18 protein-coding genes are annotated in these 20,505 nt (G+C 74.2%); 11 read left to right on the forward strand and 7 right to left on the reverse strand.

Annotated features, from left to right (window positions below):
* Nucleotides 1-551: 551 nt before the first annotated feature.
* The 7 genes from C8E97_RS20225 to C8E97_RS20255 all read left to right on the forward strand — a co-directional run bounded on the left by C8E97_RS20225 (nt 552) and on the right by C8E97_RS20255 (nt 7,032).
* Complete coding sequence (locus tag C8E97_RS20225; RefSeq protein ID WP_121007108.1) at nt 552-866, forward strand: hypothetical protein; 315 nt, start codon at nt 552-554, stop codon at nt 864-866.
* Between the two features lie 343 nt (nt 867-1,209).
* Complete coding sequence (locus C8E97_RS20230) at nt 1,210-2,418, forward strand: helix-turn-helix transcriptional regulator (protein ID WP_121007109.1); 1,209 nt, start codon at nt 1,210-1,212, stop codon at nt 2,416-2,418.
* 26 nt (nt 2,419-2,444) lie between these two features.
* On the forward strand, nt 2,445-2,960 hold the full coding sequence (locus C8E97_RS20235; protein WP_246019034.1) for a flavoprotein: 516 nt from the start codon (nt 2,445-2,447) through the stop codon (nt 2,958-2,960).
* A 260-nt stretch (nt 2,961-3,220) separates the two neighbouring features.
* Nucleotides 3,221-3,499 carry a hypothetical protein gene (locus tag C8E97_RS20240; protein WP_121007111.1) on the forward strand — a complete coding sequence of 93 codons (279 nt, stop codon included), beginning with the start codon at nt 3,221-3,223 and terminating at the stop codon, nt 3,497-3,499.
* Nucleotides 3,496-5,061: a hypothetical protein gene (locus C8E97_RS20245; protein WP_121007112.1), complete on the forward strand. Its 1,566-nt coding sequence runs from the start codon at nt 3,496-3,498 to the stop codon at nt 5,059-5,061. The genes C8E97_RS20240 and C8E97_RS20245 overlap by 4 nt, the downstream gene beginning before the upstream one ends.
* A gap of 68 nt (nt 5,062-5,129) precedes the next feature.
* Nucleotides 5,130-5,726: an HD domain-containing protein gene (locus C8E97_RS20250; protein WP_121007113.1), complete on the forward strand. Its 597-nt coding sequence runs from the start codon at nt 5,130-5,132 to the stop codon at nt 5,724-5,726.
* Between the two features lie 169 nt (nt 5,727-5,895).
* Nucleotides 5,896-7,032: a hypothetical protein gene (locus C8E97_RS20255; protein WP_170211926.1), complete on the forward strand. Its 1,137-nt coding sequence runs from the start codon at nt 5,896-5,898 to the stop codon at nt 7,030-7,032.
* Between the two features lie 145 nt (nt 7,033-7,177).
* On the opposite strand, the gene sigC is transcribed toward C8E97_RS20255, so the two are convergent.
* Nucleotides 7,178-7,747 (reverse strand): RNA polymerase sigma factor SigC, encoded by a 570-nt coding sequence (sigC, locus tag C8E97_RS20260; protein ID WP_121007115.1) that lies wholly within the window; start codon nt 7,745-7,747, stop codon nt 7,178-7,180.
* A gap of 64 nt (nt 7,748-7,811) precedes the next feature.
* On the opposite strand from sigC, the gene C8E97_RS36155 reads away from it, so the two are divergent.
* On the forward strand, nt 7,812-8,792 hold the full coding sequence (locus C8E97_RS36155) for a zf-HC2 domain-containing protein (protein WP_246019036.1): 981 nt from the start codon (nt 7,812-7,814) through the stop codon (nt 8,790-8,792).
* A 187-nt stretch (nt 8,793-8,979) separates the two neighbouring features.
* On the opposite strand, the gene C8E97_RS20270 is transcribed toward C8E97_RS36155, so the two are convergent.
* Together C8E97_RS20270 and C8E97_RS20275 are read right to left on the reverse strand one after the other, a co-directional pair.
* Nucleotides 8,980-10,053: a DmpA family aminopeptidase gene (locus tag C8E97_RS20270; RefSeq protein WP_121007116.1), complete on the reverse strand. Its 1,074-nt coding sequence runs from the start codon at nt 10,051-10,053 to the stop codon at nt 8,980-8,982.
* Nucleotides 10,040-10,660 carry a TetR/AcrR family transcriptional regulator gene (locus tag C8E97_RS20275; RefSeq protein ID WP_121007117.1) on the reverse strand — a complete coding sequence of 207 codons (621 nt, stop codon included), beginning with the start codon at nt 10,658-10,660 and terminating at the stop codon, nt 10,040-10,042. The genes C8E97_RS20270 and C8E97_RS20275 overlap by 14 nt, the downstream gene beginning before the upstream one ends.
* A 138-nt stretch (nt 10,661-10,798) precedes the next feature.
* Here C8E97_RS20275 and C8E97_RS20280 point away from each other — a divergent pair, with 138 nt between their 5' ends.
* Complete coding sequence (locus C8E97_RS20280) at nt 10,799-12,307, forward strand: APC family permease (protein ID WP_121007118.1); 1,509 nt, start codon at nt 10,799-10,801, stop codon at nt 12,305-12,307.
* A gap of 168 nt (nt 12,308-12,475) precedes the next feature.
* Here C8E97_RS20280 and C8E97_RS20285 read toward each other — a convergent pair whose 3' ends face one another.
* Nucleotides 12,476-13,369: a LysR family transcriptional regulator gene (locus C8E97_RS20285; RefSeq protein ID WP_121007119.1), complete on the reverse strand. Its 894-nt coding sequence runs from the start codon at nt 13,367-13,369 to the stop codon at nt 12,476-12,478.
* 69 nt (nt 13,370-13,438) lie between these two features.
* Between C8E97_RS20285 and C8E97_RS20290 the strand changes: the two genes are divergently transcribed.
* A complete protein-coding gene (locus C8E97_RS20290; RefSeq protein ID WP_121007120.1) occupies nt 13,439-14,035 on the forward strand; it encodes a short chain dehydrogenase in 597 nt (198 codons plus the stop codon).
* A gap of 6 nt (nt 14,036-14,041) precedes the next feature.
* Here C8E97_RS20290 and C8E97_RS20295 read toward each other — a convergent pair whose 3' ends face one another.
* From C8E97_RS20295 to C8E97_RS20305, 3 genes are all read right to left on the reverse strand, one after another.
* A complete protein-coding gene (locus C8E97_RS20295; protein ID WP_121007121.1) occupies nt 14,042-15,208 on the reverse strand; it encodes a helix-turn-helix domain-containing protein in 1,167 nt (388 codons plus the stop codon).
* Nucleotides 15,205-16,239: a hypothetical protein gene (locus C8E97_RS20300; RefSeq protein WP_211347319.1), complete on the reverse strand. Its 1,035-nt coding sequence runs from the start codon at nt 16,237-16,239 to the stop codon at nt 15,205-15,207. Before C8E97_RS20300 ends, C8E97_RS20295 begins: the two co-directional genes overlap by 4 nt.
* An 88-nt stretch (nt 16,240-16,327) precedes the next feature.
* Nucleotides 16,328-18,445 (reverse strand): catalase, encoded by a 2,118-nt coding sequence (locus C8E97_RS20305; RefSeq protein ID WP_121007122.1) that lies wholly within the window; start codon nt 18,443-18,445, stop codon nt 16,328-16,330.
* A gap of 348 nt (nt 18,446-18,793) precedes the next feature.
* Between C8E97_RS20305 and C8E97_RS20315 the strand changes: the two genes are divergently transcribed.
* Complete coding sequence (locus tag C8E97_RS20315) at nt 18,794-20,488, forward strand: sigma-70 family RNA polymerase sigma factor (RefSeq protein WP_121007124.1); 1,695 nt, start codon at nt 18,794-18,796, stop codon at nt 20,486-20,488.
* Nucleotides 20,489-20,505 lie beyond the last annotated feature (17 nt).

A 20,505-nucleotide genomic window follows, 5' to 3' on the forward strand; every position in this document is an offset into this window, starting at 1 on the left:
GGCTGTGGTGACCGTCGCGGTCGAGAAACCGATCACCATCGGCGTCACCGGCACCCACTCCGCCGGCAAAAGCACCTTCCTCGCCCGCTTCGCACACGACGCCCTGGGCTACTACCGCGACGCCCTGGCCCACCGCCACGAACCCACCGACCCGACACCCACACCCGCCTCGAAGCCGTCGTCCGCAGCCACCTCCCCGTCTACGACCTGCTCTACCGCACCACCCTCGACACCGACATCCCACTGGGCAACGACAAACCCCGCGCCCCTGACACCACCTTCCGACAACTCGCCGACCACCACATCGGCCAAGTCCCCCACGACCTGCACATCCCCACACCCCGCTCCACGCCGACGGCCACGACCGGGCACTCCACCACACCATCGACTTCGTCCTCGACAAGATCACCCAGCCACACCACGGCACCACCCCCAGGTAGCCCCATGACCGAAAAAGAGGTCCTCACCGAATTCGTCGATGCGATCGCCACGAAAACCACGAAGCCACCCAACAGCTCCACGATCACCACACAGCGAAGAAAGGTCTTCCCATGCACGACCTGATCGGCCCGGAGCAGGTATCCGACCTGCAGGACATCCCTGCCTCCCTGCAGAACCTGGCGGTCGACAGCGCCCCACGCGTGTTCGCCATCGGCTTCGAGTACGACGAACCCGACGAGGTCGGCATCACCGCATGGGGCATCGCCTTCCACGACCACACCCAAGCCTTCTCGACCGACGGCACCCACCAAGTGCTCACCGACCAGCCACACCAGGCCCTGCACCACTTCGCCGAGGCCGACGCCACGATGCACCTGTTCTGGGCCGACCCCCTCCGACCCGACAACCACCACCACGACACGTGACCGCACAGCCTGCGGTGATCCGCGCGAGAAGGCACCGTACGCAGGCCCCGCCTGGCCTCCCGTCGACGCGCCACCGCCTCCCGATGGCCCGCACCACCACCGGCCGGCGGTGCGGGCCATCCCACGTCCGAAGACGTACACAGGGAAAGCGACTCGGGCGCTTCATCGATTGACACGCCGCCAGGACAGCTCCAGCACGTTTCAGCGACTATCCACTATTCCCCCATTGACTGCGCTTTCCCGCCATGCGGCCAAGAACAGCTATAGTCACCGAAGGAGGCGGATTGGCCCCACGGCGAGTTCGCCCTCGTTGTCGTCCACCGGGATACCGCGGAGCCGAACGATGAGCGAGACGACCGGAGCCGACCAGGAACCTCCTCGGGCGGCGGTCAGGCTCGCCCACGAGATCAGGTCGCGTCGTCGCGCGGCGGGGTTGAGTCAGCCGCAACTGGCCACGTTGATCGGGTACACCCGCCAGTACGTGTCGATGGCCGAGCGGCCGGGACAGAACCTGCCGTCGATGGGCTTGGTGTCCGCGATCGACGACGCGCTGCACGCGGGCGGAGCACTCCGCGAACTTCGCAACAGCGCGAAGTCCGAGCAGGTACGCCGCCGCCGGCCACAGGCTCCGGTCGGTCCTCTGACCGGTACGGGCTCACGTCCTGGCTCGATCCGCTATGTGGATGCCCTGGTCGCCGATCTGCACCGCGGTTACCAGGCGGCCCGTTACGACTCCGTCCGCCACGCGCTGCCCGAGATCAAGCGGATGGTGGATGGGCTCCTGACGTCGTCACACGGCGACGAGGCCAGGGAGGCGCTGCGGTCACGGTGCGGAACCGCGGTGGTCGAGGCAAAGGCGGCTACCAAGCTCGGCGACGGAGTCACCGCCTACGAGGCGGCAGTGCGCGCACTCGACGCGGCCGACCAAGCCGAAACCATGCTGGGACACGCCGCCGCCTCGTACCAGCTGACGTGCGCGTTGCTGAAGCTCGGTGCTGCCGACGAAGCCGAGGACAACGCGATCGAGTCCGCACGTCGGCTTCACCGCGACGAACCGGGCAGCATCAGCTGGCGTGGCTCGTTGTCACTGATCAGCGCGATCATCGCGGCCCGCCACCACGACGCGGCTCTGGCGCGACGACGACTCGACCACGCGGAGGAACTCGCGCTCCGCCTGGGACGCGACGACAACCTCGGGTTCAGCGCATTCGGCCCGACCAACGTGCGGATTCACTGCATGTCCGCCGCCGTCGCACTCGACGACCCGTCAACGGTGCTCGCGGTCGGCGAGCAACTCGACCTGTCCGCCCTGCCGGCTGGTCTGCACGGACGCCGTGCCCAAGCGCACGTGGACAACGCGTGGGCCTTCGCGAGACGAACCGACGACGCGCCGGCGGTGATCCACCTGCTGGAAGCCGAACGCGTCGCCCCCGAACTGCTCAAGGCCAACCGGACCGCACGGACCGTCATAACCACGTTGCTCGGCAGGGAACGCCGCCACGCGATGCCGGGCCTGCGCGAGTTGGCGAATCGGACCGGTGTGCACGGATGACCCGATCCGACCGATGGGTGTACCTCGTGGTCTCGGCCGCTCCCCCCGTCCTGCACATCGACAGCACCGTCGAAGAACTGATCTCGAAACAGTGGGGCGTCTGCCTGATCGCCACACCGACCGCCGCGACGTGGATCGACCTGGACACCATCGCCCGCCGGACCGGGTGCCTCACCCGCGCCGCCGCCAGGCCGCCGCTGACCGAGAAGTCGTTGCCACGAGCGGACGCGGTACTGGCGGCGCCGCTGACCTTCAACACCATCAACAAGTGGGCCGCAGGCTTCTCCGACTCACCCGCACTCGGCGCGCTCAACGAGCTGCTGTCCGCCGAACTGCCGATCCTGGCCGCACCCTGCGTCAAGAAGCTCCTCCAACACCACCCCGCCTACGCCCACAGCCTCGCCCGACTCACCGACGCAGGCGTGACCGTGCTCGCCCCCGACACGATCACCGTAAAAGGGCCGGATGGCCTGGCCGACTTCGACTGGACCGAACTGCTCACCCACTTCGACGAAATCACCACCGAACCCCGACAGCGGTAAGACGGGCTTGCATTTCTCCACGACGTCACTCGAACGGGAACTGTCGAGACCGGGATCAAGCCACCGACCGAGAACTTCGCCCGCGCCTTCCTGCCGGTGCTGTCGCCTTTTGCACCCACTGCGCCGACACGTTGTCTTCGCGGGCGACGTGGTCGAGCACGGACCGCACGGCTGGGCAGACCTTGCTTCGGAACGGACCCCCACCTCGCCCAGTGGCCGGCGGCGCTCGACGGGATCCCCGCGCTCTCCCCCGCGTCGTCGTGCCCGGCCACGGCGAGCCCGTCACCGCCGCCTTCGTCGCCGAGCACCGCGACGGGCTCGCCCGGCTGGCCGAACTCGACCGGGCCGTCGCGGCCGGCGAGATCGCGGAGGGCGACGCGCCGGCCCGGTCGCCGTACCCGGAGGACGTCACCAGGGCGGCGCTGAGCCGCGTCCCCGTCGCGAGCCGCCCGGCAGCGAGGGCGGCGGCGACGCCACCGACGGGCACCGGGGGCTGGTGGTGGACGACGCCGCGTCGTGCCGCAGGATCTCCGGTATGAGCAGACCGTTCACCGCCGCAGACCTGCGCCGCTGGTCGGCGCACGCCGTGCCGGGCTGGGTGCACCGGGGTGTGCTGCTCATCGGCTGGGTGATCGCCTTCGGCTACGCCACCACCACGGCGAGCGGGTGCACGCCCACCGCGCCCTGCCTCCCCGACCCGCTGCTCTCGGTGTCCGTCGCGGCACTGCTCGCCACCCCGGTGATGCTGTGGCGGGAACCGGTGCTGGGTTGTGCCCTGGGCGCCGGGTTCGGCCTGGCCGAGGTGTTGTTCGAGGCGCACGAGGGCGTCCGGTTGGCGTTCGGGCTGCACGGCCTGGCGTGCGCGCTGGTCGCGTTGTGGCTGGTGGAGGCGCGGCGGGCGCAGCACCGGGTGTTCGGCGACATCGGCGTGCCCACCGCCGTGCGGCGTGGCGCGCCTGCCCGGTTCCCCGGCCGCACGGCCGCGGCGGCCCTGCTGCTGGTCGTCGCCGGGCTGGCGCTGGTGAAGTACGTGGCCGACGCCTCCGACCTGGCCGACCACGCGGCGGCGGCCGTGCCGGTGACCGGGACGGTGGTCGAGGTCGCCGAGTTCGCCGTGACGCTGGAGCTGCCCGCGTCGCGGCGCACGTTCGACGTGCTCTCACCCGAGTCGTACGCCGTGGGCGCGGCCGTGCCGGTGCTGGTGGACGGCCAGTGGGCGGAACTGGTGGCCGAGCCGGCCGACGTGACGCTCCCGCTGACCGTCATGTCGCTGACCCTCGGCATGGCCGCGTTCCTGCGCCTGCGCGACGTGGCGGGCCGCCGCGCGTGGCACCGCGTGCTCGGCACGGCCTCGGCGGCGGTGGAGGTGCTGGTCCGGGCCGACCGCCGGGGCCGGGCGGTGCTGCACACCGTCGACGGCGAGCCGTTCGGCTCGATCGCGGTGTCCGGCGCGTTCGAGGACGACCGGATGCTCGCGGTGGGCGACCTGAGCTACGGCGGCTGGGTGGTCCTGGTGGACGCCGACCGCGTCATCCTGCCCAACCGGCCCCTGCGCCCCCACCACCGCGCCCTGCCCCGGCTCGACGGGCCGGGCGAGGAGCTGCTCGGCGTGGCCCTGGAGACTCCCCCGCTGCCCTTCCCGGTGCCGCCGCACCGCCGCGACGTGGTGGCGAGCCGCTGGCTGTTCGCCGCCGCGCTCTTCCTGACCGCCGCGGCGGTCACCCTGCGCGGCCCGGTGGTCCTGACGGCCCTGTGGACGGCGGGCACGTGCACGGTCGCGGGCTGGGTCCGCGGTCGACCGTCGGCGGTCTTCCACCGCGACCACGCGGCCGTCCGGTCGTGGCTGCGCACCTACCGCGTGCCGTGGTCGGCGGTGACGTCGTTCCGCCGCGACGGCGACCGCCTGGTGCTCGACCTGGAGTCGGGCGCGCGGTTCACCCTGGCGACCAGCCGACGCCCGGTGACCGAGCTGGGCGCGATCGCCCGCCGCCTGCACGACACCGCGCCCCACGGCGGCGAGCCGACCTCCCGCCTCGGCGGCGCGCTGCCCGTGGCCGCGTTCTGCGCGCTGGTCGCCAGCGCGGTGCTCTGGCTGACGTGAGCGGCAGTGAGCCGACGCGGGCAGGCACGAGCCGGCGTGAGCAGGCGAGCGCCGGCTAGGCTCGCCGCGTGGACCACTACTTCACCGCGCCCGACTCCAGAGCGGCCCGCGCGGCGCTGGAGGTGTGCGAGGAGCACACCGAGCCCTGGCTGCGCAACCACTCCCTGCGCGCCTACTCGTGGGCCACCGCCCGCGCCGCGATCGAGGACGTCGAGCACGACGGCGAGCTGCTCTACGTCGCCGCCCTCCTGCACGACCTCGCGCTGACGCCGCCGTTCGACAGCCACACCCTGCCGTTCGAGGAGGCGGGCGGCCGGGTGGCGAAGGTCTTCGCCGCCGGCGCGGGCTGGGCCGCGCCCCGCCGCGACCGGCTCGCCGAGGTGATCGTCCTGCACATGCGCGACGACGTGCCGGCCGAGGTGGACCCCGAGAGCCACCTGTTGCAGGTCGCGGTGAGCGCCGACGTCTCCGGCCGCCGGCTGGACGAGTTCCCGCCCGACTTCCGGGAGGCGCTGCTCGCCCGCTTCCCCCGGCTCGGCTTCGCGTCCGGGTTCCTCGCCAGGGCGGCGGACCAGGCGGACCGGAAACCGGACTGCGCCGCCGCCGGCCTCATGCGCACCGGCTGGGCGGAACGGGTGCGGAACAACCCGCTGGACCGGGGCTAGCCGCCGTCCGGTCGGTGTTCCCGCGCGGACCGTGCGCCATCCGGGTCAGGCCGGTGACCGGCGCCGGCGGCGCGGCGCGGTCATTCCGCTGTCCGGCCGACGCATGTGCCACCCCGGAGCGAATAACGTCCGGGGGCAGGCCGCCAACGCCTTCCACATCGGAGCGACCATGCCCCAGTCCCGTCTGCTGGTTCCACTGCTGCTGGCCGTGACCCTGCCGCTGCTCGCCGCACCGGCCGCCGACGCCACCGGCCGCGTGACGATCACCGAGCTACCCGCCCTGCCCGGCCAGACCACCGCCCGCGTGGTGGGCGTGAACGACCTGGGCCAGGTCGCGGGCACCAGCTCCGGCGGCGGCGCGCCGCGCGCCGTGCTCTGGCACCGGGGCACGACGACCGAGCTGGGCGCGGGCAACGCCACGGCGATCAACCGGCGCGGCCAGGTGCTGGGCCTGGAGTACCGCGGCGGCAGCGGGACCTACGTGCAGCACCCGAGGATCTGGCACGACGGCACGACCACCGACCTCGCGCCGGCCGGCTCGGGTTGGGTGATCGCGTCGGCCATCAACGCGAACGGCGACGTGCCGATGACCTATTCGCGGTCGCCGTACGGCTACCACCAGGAGGCCGCGGCGCTGTGGCGGGACGGCCGCGCGCTGGACCTCCAGCTCACCAGCGGACCGCACCTGACCATCTCGGTGATCAACGACCGGGGCCTGGTCGCGGGCTCGTACCGGCCGATGTCCGGCACCGACGGCTACGCGTTCCGCTGCCGCGGGACGTCGTGCGGTCGGCTCGCGGACGTGCCCGGCACCGGCGGGTACTCGGTGTCGGCGGCCAACGAGGCGGGCGTCGTCGTGGGCACCCGCGACAACCGGCCGCTGCGCTGGGAGGGCGACGCGGTGACCGTGCTGCCCGGCGGCACGGGTGGGGTGGCGGACAACCCGCAGGCGATCAACGAGCGCGGCGACGTCGTCGGCTGGACGCAGGACGCGACGGGCACCAAGCGGGCCACGGTGTGGCGCGCCGGCCGCCAGGTCGTCCTGGACGTGCCCGGCCCGGCCGAGGCGGTGGCCATCAGCGACTCGGGTGACGTCGTCGGGTGGAGTTCGGCGTCCGGGGAGGACCGGGCGTTCCTGTGGCGGCACGGCCGGGTGATCGACCTGGGCACGCTGGGCGGCGCGTTCAGCGTGCCGGTGGCGTTGAACGACAACGGCACGGTCGTCGGCCAGGCCACCACCGCCGACGGCACCCACCACGCCGTGCGGTGGCACGTGCCGACCAGGGGGCACCACCGGGCCGGCTGAGCACGGCAGCGCACCCGGCACTCCGGGACACCGAGCCCGGCAGGGCATCCGGGCACGGCAAAGCATCCGGGCACGGCAGAACACCTGAGCGCGGCGCGGGACACCCGGGCCCGGTCGGACGCCCCCGTCCGGCCGGGCCCGCCGGTCACCCGGTGCTCATGTCCTCGTGACCCTGGCCGCGCAGCAGGTCCTCGCGCGCCCGGGCGACGCGCGAGCGCACCGTCCCGATCGGGCAACCGCAGACCTCCGCCGCCTCGGCGTAGGACAGGCCGAGCACCTGCGTCAGCAGCAGGGCCTCCCGGCGTTCCGGGGCCAACCCGGCCAGCAGCAGGTTCAGCTCGACGACGTCCTCGAACCCGGCGGAGCTCTCGGCGGACCGCCGGGCGTCCGACGCCTGCTGCACGTCCGCCGACCACGCGATCGCCGGGCGCGACCCGGCGGCCCGGATGTGGTCGACGACGGTCCGCCGGGCGATGGACAGCAGCCACGTCCGGGCCGACGAGCGGCCCTCGAAGGCGGGCAGGCTGCGCAGCGCCCGCAGGTAGACCTCCTGCGACAGGTCGTCGGCCCGACCGGGGTCGGTCAGGTGGGCGACCAGCCGCCACACGTCGCGTTGGGTGGCTCGGATGAAACGCTCCAACGCGGCACGGTCACCCGATCCGGCGGACAACGCCCACGTCGTGACCGTGTCGTCATCACCGCGTGAGATCGACACAATCGATCAGGCTAGTGCACCCGGTGCCGGGAACTCCCAAGCCCGGTTGACCGACAATAGGACCGTGGACTGCGAGACCTGTCGGGAGGCACTGTCGGCGCGGCTGGACGGGGAGCCCGAGCCGGTGCCCGCCGGCGACACGGACGCGCACGTCAGCGGGTGTGCGGCGTGCCGGGCGTGGGAGGACGGCGCGGCGGCGTTGACGCGCTCGCTGCGCCTTCGGCCTGCCGTAGCAACGCCGGACCTGGTCGGTTCGGTGTTGGACGCGGTCAGGTCGGGAACCTACGCCCCGACGGACACCGCACGTCCGGACGGCACCGCACCCGCAGGCAACGCCACACCCGCGATCGGTACGACGTTCGAGAGCAGCACCGCCAACGCGAGCGGCACCGCCAACGCGAGCGGCGCTGCCATCGGGAGCGGCACGACCGACGAGAGCGGCAAGCCACGCCCCGACCGCGCGGCGCCCACCACCGGCACCGCGCCCAAGAGTCCCGCGCCGTCCGGCGTCGTCCAGTCCGAGCCGACTCGGGGCTGGTACCCGCGCGGCGCGCTGGCCGGGGTGGCGGTCGCCCAGATCACCCTGGGGCTGGCGCAGGTGCTCGGCACGTCGACGGAGGTGGCCGGGCATGGCGCGCACGGCGTCGACGGCACCCACCTGTTCAACGAGAGCACGGCGTGGAACCTCGCCCTGGGCCTCGGGCTGCTCTGGACGGCCCTGCGCCCCCGCGCCACCACCGGGATGCTGCCCGTGGTCGCGGGGTTCGTGGTGCTGCTGGGCGCGTACTCGGTGCAGGACCTCGCGACCGGGCAGGCGACCGTCCAACGGGTCACGTCGCACGCCATCCTCGTCGTGGGCCTGCTGCTGCTGGTGGTCGTGCACCGGGGGCGGCGCGGTCCGGACGGCGGCCGACTGGCGGAGCGCCTCCCCGACGCGCCCGAGGAGGAGGCCGCCGAGGACGAGCCGCGCCCGGACGCGACCGGGACGCCCGTGCCGTCCGCACCGCCGAGGCTGCGACCGGTGAGCCGACGACGCGCCGCGTGATCGCGGGCCGGCGGTCGCGCCGGCCCGCGGTCGTCCCCGAGCAGCCGAGCGGACGCCCTTCCCACGCGCAAGCCGGACACACACCCGCACCGTCCACTGCGCACACCGCACCATCCACACGGCACGCTCCACACGGCACAGGAGTCCGCCCGCACCCCACCACGGAGGCAGGGAACGTGCCCCGAGATCAGCGCAGCAGCTCCCGCAACCGGTCCACCGGCAACGCGGGCGACCGGCGGCCGGCACGCCCCACCATCTCCGTCGCGCCCAGCAGCGCGTTCAGCACCGCCTCCTCCACCGCCTGCACGACGGCGGTGAAGAAGTCGTCCATCCGGTTCCACGGCACGTGCCGCAGCACGTCGTAACCCGGCTCGCCCTCGGGGAACGCCGACGGCGTCTGGGTGCCCGCGTTCCCGGTCGAGAACGCCAGGAAGATGTCGCCGGAGAAGTGCGACCCGGTGGTCCCGGTGCGGGCCAGGCCCAGCGGCACCCGCCTGGCCAGCGCCGTGCACTGGCCGGGCAGCAACGGCGCGTCGGTGGCGACGACGGCGATCACCGAGCCCGCGCCGGGCGGTGACCTCCAGTCGCCGTCCTCCATCGGGTTGTCGTCGGCCAGCGCCTCGCCGACCGGCACGCCGCACACCGTCAGCTCCTTGCGGGAGCCGAAGTTCGCCTGCACGAACACGCCGACGGCGTAGGAGTCGGCCCCGTACGGCACGACGCGCGACGCCGTGCCGCTGCCGCCCTTGAACGCGTAGCAGTTCATCCCGGTCCCACCGCCGACCGACCCCTCGGCGACGGGACCGCCGCGCGCCGCGTCGATGGCCGCGATCGCGTGCTCGGGCCGCACGTGCGGCCCGTTGATGTCGTTGAGGTAACCGTCCCAGGTCTCCGCCACGACCGGCAGCAGCCACTGGTCGGCGACCGCCGGCTTCTCCCGGCCCACCCACTCGATCACGCCCCGGTGGCACGGGCCGACCGCGTGCGTGTTGGTGATCAGCACCGGCAGCCGCAGCGCGCCGGTCTCGCTGAGCAGCGCGGTACCGGTCATCTCCCCGTTGCCGTTCAGCGAGAACCACCCCGCGGCGCACGGCACGTCGAAGTCCGACCGGCCGCGCGGCAGGATCGCCGTCACGCCGGTCCGCACCGCGTCGCCCTCGACGAGCGTGGTGTAGCCGACCTCGACGCCGGGCACGTCGGTGATGGCGTTGTGCCGCCCCGGCTCGCCGGGCAGTCGCAGGCCGAGGTCACGTGCGCGCATTCGGGTCCTCCAGGTCGCATCGGGTGGCGTCGGCCGCGAACGCCAGCAGGATCGCCTCGGCCTGCGGGGTGGTGAACGTCGGCACGGCCTGCGTGATGTGCAGGCCGAGGCCGTCTTCGAGCGCGACCAGGCCGCGCGCGATGGTGGTCGCGTCACGGGTCAGGTCGAACACCCCGGTCGCCGCGCCGGCCTCCAGGACGGCCGTGTAGAGCGCCACCTGGCGTTCGCACAGCCGGATGTGCTGCGCGGCGTAGGCCGGGTCGCGGCGGGCGTGCGCGCCGAGTTCGTAGATCAGGGCGCACAGCTCGTCGTCCCGACCGGTGGGCAGCCCCGCGCGGATGGCGCCGACCAGCCTGCGGCGCGGGTCGGGTTCGCGGCGGGCCGCTTCCTCCCGGTCGACGCAGAACCGCTCGATCGCCTCCCGCTGCACCTCGTAGAGCAGGTCGCCGAGGGTCGGGAAGTAGTACAGCACCGAACCGGTGGACATGGCGGCCCGGTCCGCGACGTCGCGCAGGCGCAGGTCGAGCACGCCCCGGTCCAGGACGGCCCGGCGGGCTGCGGCGACCAGCTCCCCGCGCTTCTCGTGTGCCCGGCTGGGTCTCGGCATGGCACCGATTCTTCGGCTGATCATCAAAGAACGCAAGTGCGACCCATCGAAACCTAGTCGTGTCCCGATCTGGTATTGACGCGGACGTCGCCGAGTTCTTTGATGGCCAGTCAAATAACCGCGACCAAGGAGACCGCCATGTCGGATCGTCCGCCGTCGTCCTCACCCGCACCCGCCGACCGATCGCCCGACCGGCCGTCACCCGCGCCCGCCGACCCGTCGCCGGCCGCACCCGCACCGGCCGGCGACCGGTCCGACCGGCCCTCGCCCGGAGGTGGCCGGCCGCCCGCCCTGCGCCGGGGGCTGAAGGTGCTCGGCACCCTGCTGATCACGCTCTCCGCGATCTCGCCCGCCTCGTCGGTCTTCATCATCGCGCCGGGCGTGGTGGGGCAGGCGGGCAGCGGCGCGCTCTGGAGCTTCCTGGTCGCGGCCGTGGTGGGCGTGTTCATGGCGTTCGTCTACGCCGAACTCGCCTCCGCCTACCCGCTCAGCGGCGGCGAGTACGCCATCGTCGCGCGGACCCTGGGCAAGCTGCCCGGTTTCGTCACCCTCGGCCTGCTCATGGTCACCCAGCTGCTCATCATCGCCGTCATCGCGCTGGGCGTCGGCACCTACCTGGAGGTGCTGTTCCCCGGCCTGTCCGGCCCGGTGGTGGCGGCCGTCGCCACGGCAGGCGCGACCGTGCTCGCGGTGTTCGACGTGCAGCTCAACGCGTGGATCACCGGTGTCTTCCTCGCCATCGAGATGGTCGCGCTGGTGGTGGTGAGCGCACTGGGCCTGGTCGACCCGGCCCGGTCGCTCGGCGACCTGCTGGCGAACCCGGTGGCGGCGTCGGGCGGCGTCGTCGGGCCCGCGTCGGCCGGGCTGGTCGCCGGCGCGGCGGCCGTGGCGATCTTCGCCTACAACGGCTACGGCTCGGCGGTGTACTTCGGCGAGGAGACCTCCGACGCGCACCGCGGCATCGCCCGCGCCATCCTGTGGGCGCTGGGGATCACCGTGGCCTCGGAGCTGATCCCGGTGACCGCCGTGCTGGTGGGCGCGCCGTCGCTGGAGGGGTTGTTCGGCGCGGAGAACATGATGAGCCACTTCGTCACCGCTCGGGCGGGGTCGACGGTGAACGCGGTGATCAGCCTCGCGGTCGCCCTGGCCATCCTCAACGCGGTGCTGGCGATCATCCTGATCACGTCCCGGATGGTGTTCAGCACCGGCCGGGACGCGGCGTGGCCGGGCGCGATCAGCCGGGGCCTGGCCGCCATCCACCCGCGCACCGGCACGCCGTGGGTGGCGACGCTGGCCACCGGCGCGTTCGCCACCGCGCTGTGCTTCGCGGACAAGGACTTCCTGCTCGTGGTGACGGCCACGTCGATCGTCGCGGTGTACGTGGCGCTGTGCCTGGCGGCGCTCAACGGCAGGCGCAACCGCACCACCGCGCACGCCGCGTACCGGATGCCGTGGTTCCCGGTGGCGCCCGTGCTGGCGCTGGCCGCCCTCGCCTTCGTCGTGTGGCAGAACGCCCTGGACCCGGCCGTCGGACGGCCGAGCCTCGCGATCACGGCCGGGATCGCCGTCGTCGCGGCGCTGTACTACCTGCTGGTGGTGCGCCGCCGCGGCGCGTGGGACCTCAAGGGCCCCGAGGACGAGGGCTGAGCCGGGAACCGCCTCCCGGTCACCCTCAGGCGCTGCCACCGGTGACCCTCAGGCGCTGCCTGCGATCACCGCCGGGACCCACGCGGTGGACACCGGGCGCTGCCCGCGACCACGACCGAGCGGGTCGCACCGGCAACGCCCGCGGACCTCACGGCCGACCCGCGGACCTCACGCCGACCCGCGCACCGCACCCGCTCCGGGCGGCGCGGCGACCGCTCCGGCCAGCGCCCCCGCGTGCTCGCGGAACGCGCGCGTCGCCGGGTGGGTCGGCGTGCGCGGCCACACCAGGTGCACGGTCACCGCGCCGGCGTCGGCCAGCGGCAGGTAGCGGACGCCGGGGTGCGGGTGGCTGTGGACGGTGGCCTCCGTGGTCACCCCGACCGCGTCACCGGTCGCGATGGTGGTCAACCACTCGTCCACGCCCGGCACCTCGAACGTCCGCGGGCGGGCGCCGGACGGCCACAGCTCCGCGCTGGTGGTCGCCGCCGTGGCGCACAGCGCGACCGGCTGGTCCACCAGGTCGGCCAGCGACACCGCGTCCCGGTCCGCCAGAGGGTGCCGATCCGGGACGGCGGCCAGGCGCGGCTCCCGGAACAGCGCCCGGACCCCGAACCGGGGATCGGCCGGCGTGGTGCGCAGGAACGCCACGTCCACCTCGCCCCGGCGCAGCGCCACCTCCGGGTCGTCGCAGCGGCGGATGCGCACGGGCGTGTCCGGGTGGCGGTCCCGCCACCCGCGCAGCAGCGGCACGGTGTGCCTGCCGAGCGCCGCCCAGCCGAAACCCACGCGCAGCGGGCGCGGACCGCTCGACGCCTCCGCCAGCGCGTCGTCCACCTGGTTGAGGATGCGGTGCGCGTGCTCCCACAGCCGCTGCCCGGCCTCGGTGAGCGACAGGCTGCGGGTGGTCCGCTCGACCAGCCGCGTGCCCAGGCGGTGCTCCAGCTGTTCCAGGGTGCGCGACAGCGCGGGCTGGCTGATCCGCAGCACGATCGCGGCGTCGGTGATGGTGCCCTCGTCGCCGATCGCGGCCAGTGCCCGCAGGTGCCGCAGCTCCACATTCACAACCGGGGAGCATAATTCCACCGCGGAACGCATTTCCCCCGCCGGCGCGGCCCGCTTAGCGTCGACGGCATGAAGATCATGCTCATCGGCGCTTCCGGCACGCTCGGCTCGGCGGTCCACCGGACCCTCGCCGACCGCGGCCACGACGTGCTCACCGTCGGCCGGGGCGCGGGCGCGCTGCGCGCCGACGTCTCCGACCCGGCCGGGGTCGCCGCCCTGTACGACGCGGCGGGCCCGCTGGACGCCGTGGCCTGCGCGGCGGGCGACGTGCCGTTCAAGCCGCTGTCCGCGCTGACCGCCGACGACTTCCACGCGGGACTCCGCGGCAAGGTGCTCAGCCAGGTCGAGCTGGTGCGGCAAGGGGTGTCCCGCATCGCGGAACGCGGCTCGTTCACCCTCGTCACGGGGGTGCTCGCGCGCGAGCCGATCGTGGCGGGCAGCGTCGCGTCGCTGGCCAACGGCGCGATCGAGGCGTTCGTGCGCGCCGCCGCCATCGAGATCGCGCCTCAGCGGGTGAACGCCGTGAGCCCCACCATCGTCACCGAGAGCGTGCCCGACTACGGCGACTTCTTCCGCGGCATGCCGTCGGTCGACCTGGCGGACGTCGCGCGGGCGTACGTGCGGTCGATCGAAGGCGCGCAGACCGGCCAGGTCTTCATCCCGTAGGCGTCTTCACCCCGTAGGCGGCCGGTCCAGGATGGACACCACCCGCGCGCGGGTGGTGTCCGCCGCCGGGACGCGCAGGTCGGGCGCACGGGCCGTGACGGTGCGGAACAGGTCGACGGGCACCCGGCACTGCTGGACCAGCAGGCCGTCGTCGACGCCCTCCTGCGCCAGCAGCTCGACCGCCCTCGGCAGCAGGGACGGCTGCTCGATCGCGGCCACCAGGCCCGGTTCGCCGCGCCGCCAGCCGCGCGCGGAGATGGTCGCCATGGCGTTGCGGTAGGACACGTCGCCGAGCCGGCCCAGCCACCGGGCGCGGTAGAGCAGCGCCTGGATGCTCACGCCCCACCGCTCCTTCAGCCGCGCCAGCGACTGCCACACCGCGCCGCCCATCGAGGCGGGCAGCAGGTCGCGGATCTCGTCGGCGGGCATCAGCAGCTCGGCCGCGAACCGGTGCGCCTGGTCCTCCACGACGCGGCTGCCCGGCTCGGCGTCGCCGTGCATGACGAGGTGGCCGAGCTCGTGCGCCACGTCGAACCGCTGCCGGTAGTAGTCGTGCTTGACCGGGTTGAGCACGACCACCGGGCGCAGCGCGCTGTCGAACGAGTACGCGTCCACCGACGCCGCCTGCGGCGGGCTGAACACCACCAGCACGCCGTGGTTCTCCAGCAGCCGCACCAGGTGCCCGACCGGGCCGGGCCCGATGCCCCACCGCGCGCGGACCAGCCGCGCGGCGCGCTCGGGGCCGTCGCCGTCCGGGTCGTCCACCGCCACCGGCAGGCTCGGCACGTCCCGCTCGGGGAACTCGACGTGGCGTTCCAGGCTGGTGGCCACGTCGACCGCCACCTGCCCGTAGGCGAACGCCTGGTCGCGGGCGAGCTGGCTGGTGGAGCGCAGCGAGCGGAAGTGCGGCGTGGTGCTCAGGGCCGCCACGTCGTCGGCGCGCACCGCGAAGAAGCCGGGGTCGACCGACAGGCTCAGCGCCAGTCGCGCCACCGTCGCGGCGGTCGGGCGCTTCGCGCCGGACTCCCACGCGGCGACCGCGGTCGGGCTCTTGTCGACCCGGCCCGCGAGGTCGCTCTTGCGCAGCCCCGCGAGCTTCCTGGCCAGCGTCAGTCGGGATCCGTCGAACAGCGGGGCGACATCCGCCGCCCGCGCGGGCGTGCGTGGGTTCACCGCTCACCACTGGCGCGACCGGCACGGCCGTCCCGCTGCCCGCCACCCGACCGCCCGGCCCCGGACCGCACCGCCCCAGCCTGACCGGCCCCAGCCCGACCAGCCCTGGACTGACCAGCCCCAGCCTGCTCGACCCCAGCCTGCTCGACCGCGGACTGCCCCGCGCCGAACTGCCCGGCCCCGGACCGCACCGCCCGCGACCGCCCGCCGCCCGAGGCCCCGGCACCCGGCGCACCGCCGACCGCTCCCCCGGCCGCCGACGCGCCGCCGACCGCCCGCTCCGCACGCCCGCGCAGGCGCACCGGCGCGTCCGGCGCGGTGTCGGGCGCGACCGGCACCGCGCCGGGCGTGCGCCGGCTCGCGCCCGCGACCGGCATCCGCAGCACGTCCGCGCGCCACGCCCACGCCGGACCGCCGCCAGCGTTCAGCCGCGCCCGCCCGATCACCAGCTCGGCCTGCCTGCTCACCGGGTCGAGGCTGTGCGCCACGACGAACGTGTCGAGGTCCAGGCTCCGCGCGCCGAGCGCGAACAGGCCGCCGACCTCCTCCTCGGCCAGGTGCTCGAACAGCGACGGCTGCGCGGGCTGCGGCTCGCGCTGGAGCGCCACCCGCTGCTTGGTGGTGCTGCGCCGCGCCCAGGCCAGCTCGTCCAGCTTGCCGAACTCGCCCGCCGCCAGCAGGAAGCGGCGGTCGCCGACGGCCCAGCCGGGGCTGTTGTTCAGGTTGGACCGCCGCACCACGCCGGGCGCGACGCGCGGCATCGTCTCGATGTCCCGCCCGGACAGCCGGGCGTACAGCTCGTCCAGCCCCGAGTGCTCCTCGGGCGCGGCGTAGCGCTCGCAGTGGAACACCCGGTCCAGCCGGTTGCGGAACAGCGTGAACCGGGTGTTCCCGAGCCAGGCGGCGTCGTGGCCGTCGGCCTCGGAGAAGTCCTCCAGCGCGCGGGTGGTCGCCGACAGGTACGCCCAGCGCAGGCCCGCGAGCACGCCGGCCGACCCGAAGTCCGCGAGGACCTCCTGCTGTTCCGTCATGGTCGCGGAACCTACCGGAAACCAGCAAAAGGCGCGCGGAAATGAACCGGCTCGGCGTGTCGCGGCGGTGGCACGCCACCGAGCGGCGTCAGGGCAGCTTCGGCCGGTCCCAGGCGCGGTGCAGCGCGATCTCGGACGCGAACGCCGCGCCGAAGTCGTCGCCCAGGTCGCCGGCCGCCGCCGCCGTGGTGACCACGCCGTGCTCGGCGACCACCGACGTCTCGTCGGTCGCGGCGACGCGCACGCCGCGCAGCCCCGCCGCGCCCAGCACGTCCACGCCGCCGCCGAACGCGGCGATCGCCTTGCCGTGCCGGAACGCCTCGTTCACGAACCGCGCGACCCGCCCGTCACCGGACAGGGCCCGCACCACGTCCGGGCCGCACGGCACGAGCACCGCGTCGAAGAAGCCGGACGCGACGGTGTTGATGCCCCGGTCGACGGGCACCTGCCCGCCGTCCGCGTCGGCCACCGCGCCGTCGACGGGCCCGATCAGCTCCACGACCGCGCCGCGCTCGCGCAGCGCGTCCGCCACCCGCCCCAGGCCGACCGCGTCCACGCCGTCCGCGACCAGGGCCGCGACCTTGCGCGTCGCGATGGAGTCGGTCGGCGCGAGGAGCTGGCTGAGCGCGGGCGAGCTGCGCCCGTGGTTGGGCGTCACCTCCTGCTCGGGCGGCGTCACGCCGATGCCCTGCGCGACCAGCCGGGCCAGGCCGTGGTCGACGGCGTTGAGCCGCTCGACCACCCGCTCGCGGACCCCGGTGTCGGCGCACTTGCCCAGCTCGAACCGGAACGCGTCCACGATGTGCTCGCGCTCCACCTCGGACATGCTGTTCCAGAACAGCGTGGCCTGGCTGTAGAAGTCCTGGAAGCTCGCCGCGCGCCGGCGGATCTTGTGGCCCTCGACCTTCTCCTGGTAGTGCTTGAACACCTCCGGGAAGTCGCCCGCGATCGCCGGGCAGCCGCCGCCGAGGGAGTTCTTGGTGTAGGCGGTGCGCCCGGCCGGGATCTGGGTCTGGTGGTAGCCGTCGCGGTTGTTGTTCGTCACCGGCGTGACCGGCCGGTTCACCGGGATCTGGGCGAAGTTCGGCCCGCCCAGCCGGATCAGCTGGGTGTCCAGGTAGGAGAAGTTGCGCGCCTGGAGCAGCGGGTCGTTGGTGAAGTCGATGCCGGGCACGATGTTGGCGGTGTGGAAGGCCACCTGCTCGGTCTCGGCGAAGAAGTTCTGCGGGTTCCGGTCCAGCACCAGCCGGCCGACCGGCCGCACCGGCACCTGCTCCTCCGGGATGATCTTCGTCGCGTCCAGCAGGTCGAAGTCGAACGCGAACTCGTCGGACTCGGGAACCAGCTGCACGCCCAGCTCCCACTCCGGGTACTGGCCGGACTCGATGGCCTCCCACAGGTCGCGCCGGTTGAAGTCCGGGTCCGCGCCCGCGAGCTGCTGGCACTCCTCCCACAGCAGGGAGTGGGTGCCCAGCGCGGGCTTCCAGTGGAACTTCACGAACGTGCCCCGGCCGTCGGCGTTCACCAGCCGGAACGTGTGCACGCCGAATCCCTGCATCATCCGGTAGCTGCGCGGCAGCGCCCGGTCGGACATCAGCCACATCACCATGTGCAGCGACTCGGGCTGGAGCGACACGAAGTCCCAGAACGTGTCGTGCGCGGACTGGGCCTGCGGGATCTCGTTGTGCGGCTCGGGTTTCACCGCGTGCACGAAGTCCGGGAACTTGATGCCGTCCTGGATGAAGAACACCGGCATGTTGTTCGCGACCAGGTCGTAATTGCCCTGCTCGGTGTAGAACTTGGTGGCGAAACCGCGGACGTCGCGCACCGTGTCCGCCGAACCGCGCGACCCGGCGACGGTGGAGAACCGCACGAACACCGGCGTCCGCAGCGCCGGGTCGGTGAGGAACCGGGCGCAGGTGAACTCGGCGAGCGAGGTGTCGTACGCCTGGAAGAAGCCGTACGCACCGGCGCCGCGCGCGTGCACCACCCGCTCGGGGATGCGCTCGTGGTCGAACCTGGTGATCTTCTCGCGGGCGTGGAAGTCCTCCAGCAGGGTCGGCCCGCGCTCGCCGACGGTGAGGTAGTCGTCCGTGTGGTCGACCAGCACGCCCTGGTCGGTGGTCAGCCGCGTGCCCGCCGGGTCGACCCGGTAGGCGTCGAGCTGCTCCTGCTTGCGGTCGTGGGACAGGTCGTCGGAAGCCAAGGCGGGACTCCTCGTCGAGATGGGGGGAACGACGTCCCCCTCGGCTACCCGTGCGCCGGCGCGGCGAATCGGCACTCACCCGGTCAGGTCCGCCGGTGCGGTGATCGGCACACGAGTCGCCTGTGCCGCAACGGGTCCGCGCGCGTGCGCCGACGGGTGGCCGGGCGACCGGCGGTCGCCGGGCGTGCGCCGCGCGGCCACCGACCGCGTGAGGCGGCCGTCACCGGGTGGGTGGCCCGGCGGTCGCCGGTTGCGCCGCGTGGTACCCACCGGGCACGCGCCGCGCCCCGCGCGCCGGCCGATATCGTCCCCCCGACCCTGCACACCGCATCGGGAGGGGGGCGTCCGGTGATCGGGCAGCCCGACGAGCACGAGGTCGAACGGTGGCTGACCGCCGACCCGGCCGCGCTGCGCCACGACCTCGACCGGGCGCTCCGACCGGAGGTCGGCCCGCACCCGTCCCCGCCGCCCTCCGACGTCGAGCTGGTCGAAGCGGTGCGCGGCGGCGCGGTCCAGGCGTACGGGCGGTTGTACGAGCGCCACGTGCGCGCCGCGCGCAACCTCGCCCGGAGCCTGGTCCGCTCCGAGGCCGAGGCGGACGACCTGGTCTCGGAGGCGTTCGCCAAGGTGCTCGGCACGCTGCGGTCGGGCGGCGGCCCGGAGTCGGCGTTCCGCCCCTACCTGCTCACCGCGCTGCGGCACGCCGCCTACGACCGGGCGCGGCGGGACCGCAGGCTGCGGCTGGCCGACGACGTGGCGGCCGTCCCGGAGGTCGAGCGGACCACCAGCGTGCCGTTCCAGGACCCGGCGCTGGCGATGCTGGAGCGCTCGCTCGCGTCGCGGGCGTTCGCCAGCCTGCCCGAGCGCTGGCAGGCCGTGCTGTGGCACACCGAGATCGAGGGCCAGTCGCCCGCCGAGGTCGCACCGCGGCTGGGGCTGACCACCAACGGTGTGTCGGCGTTGGCGCACCGGGCCCGCGAGGGCCTGCGGAAGGCGTACCTCCAGGCGCACCTGGCGCGCAGCCCCTCCGGCCGCTGCCGGGCCACCGTCGCGAAGCTGGGCGCGTGGACGCGCCGCGGCCTCGCCCGGCGGGAGACCACGCAGGTCGAGGCGCACCTGGACCGGTGCGACGACTGCCGCGCGCTGGCCGACGAGCTGGCCGACGTCAACGGGACGCTGCGCGCGTTCGTCGCGCCGCTGGTGCTGGGTCCGGGCGCGGCGGGCTACCTGGCGGCGACCGCGGGCCCGGCGAAGGCGGGCGTCGCCGCGGCGACCGGCGCGGGCGCGGCGGCCCACTCGGCCACGTCGACGGCGCAGTGGCTCGGCGCGGCGGCCTCCGCGACGGCGGTGGTGCTGGCGACCACCCTGGGCGTCGGGCCCGGTCCCGAGCCGGTCCGGCCGCCGGCCGCCGCGCCGACGCCCGCCTCGCCGCACCCGACGACCGGGCCGGGCGCGGCGACGACCACCGCGCCCGCCGCGTCGACCGCCGCCACCCCGGGCGCCGCGGCGTCCACCACCGCGACCGCGCCCACCGGCACGTCCGGCACGACCGACGCGCCCGGCGCGCCCGGCGCGCCCGGCGCGTCGGAGCGTCAGCCGCCCGGCACTTCCGCCGCGCCACCTTCGGCGGCCGAACCGCTCGCGCCGGTCGTGCCCGCCGGTTTCGCGCTGCCCACCGGCGGGCCGCCTACCGAGTTCCCCGTGACGCTGCGCAACACCGGCTCCGGCGGCGCGCCGGCGCCGACGCTGGTGCTGGCGCTGCCCGACGGGGTGCGGGTGGTCGGTCCCGGCGGCAACCTGGTGGCCGGGCCGCTGGTGCGGTTCGACGGCGCGGCCGACCGCCGGGTCGGGTGCCCGGCCGGCCAGGGCTCCGTCACCTGCGCGGCCGACCAGGGCCTCGCCGCCGGCGCGTCGGTGACGTTCGTGTTCCGCCTGCTCGCCGGCCCGAAGGCGGTCGGCGGCACGATCAGCGGCACGGTCACGGCGGGCGCGCTCCCGGCGACGCGGATCACGGTGCCGGTCACGATCACCCCGAAGAAGTGAGCCACGTTCAGGGGACT

The sequence above is a fragment of the Saccharothrix australiensis genome (genome assembly GCF_003634935.1).
Classification (GTDB): Bacteria; Actinomycetota; Actinomycetes; order Mycobacteriales; family Pseudonocardiaceae; genus Actinosynnema; species Actinosynnema australiense.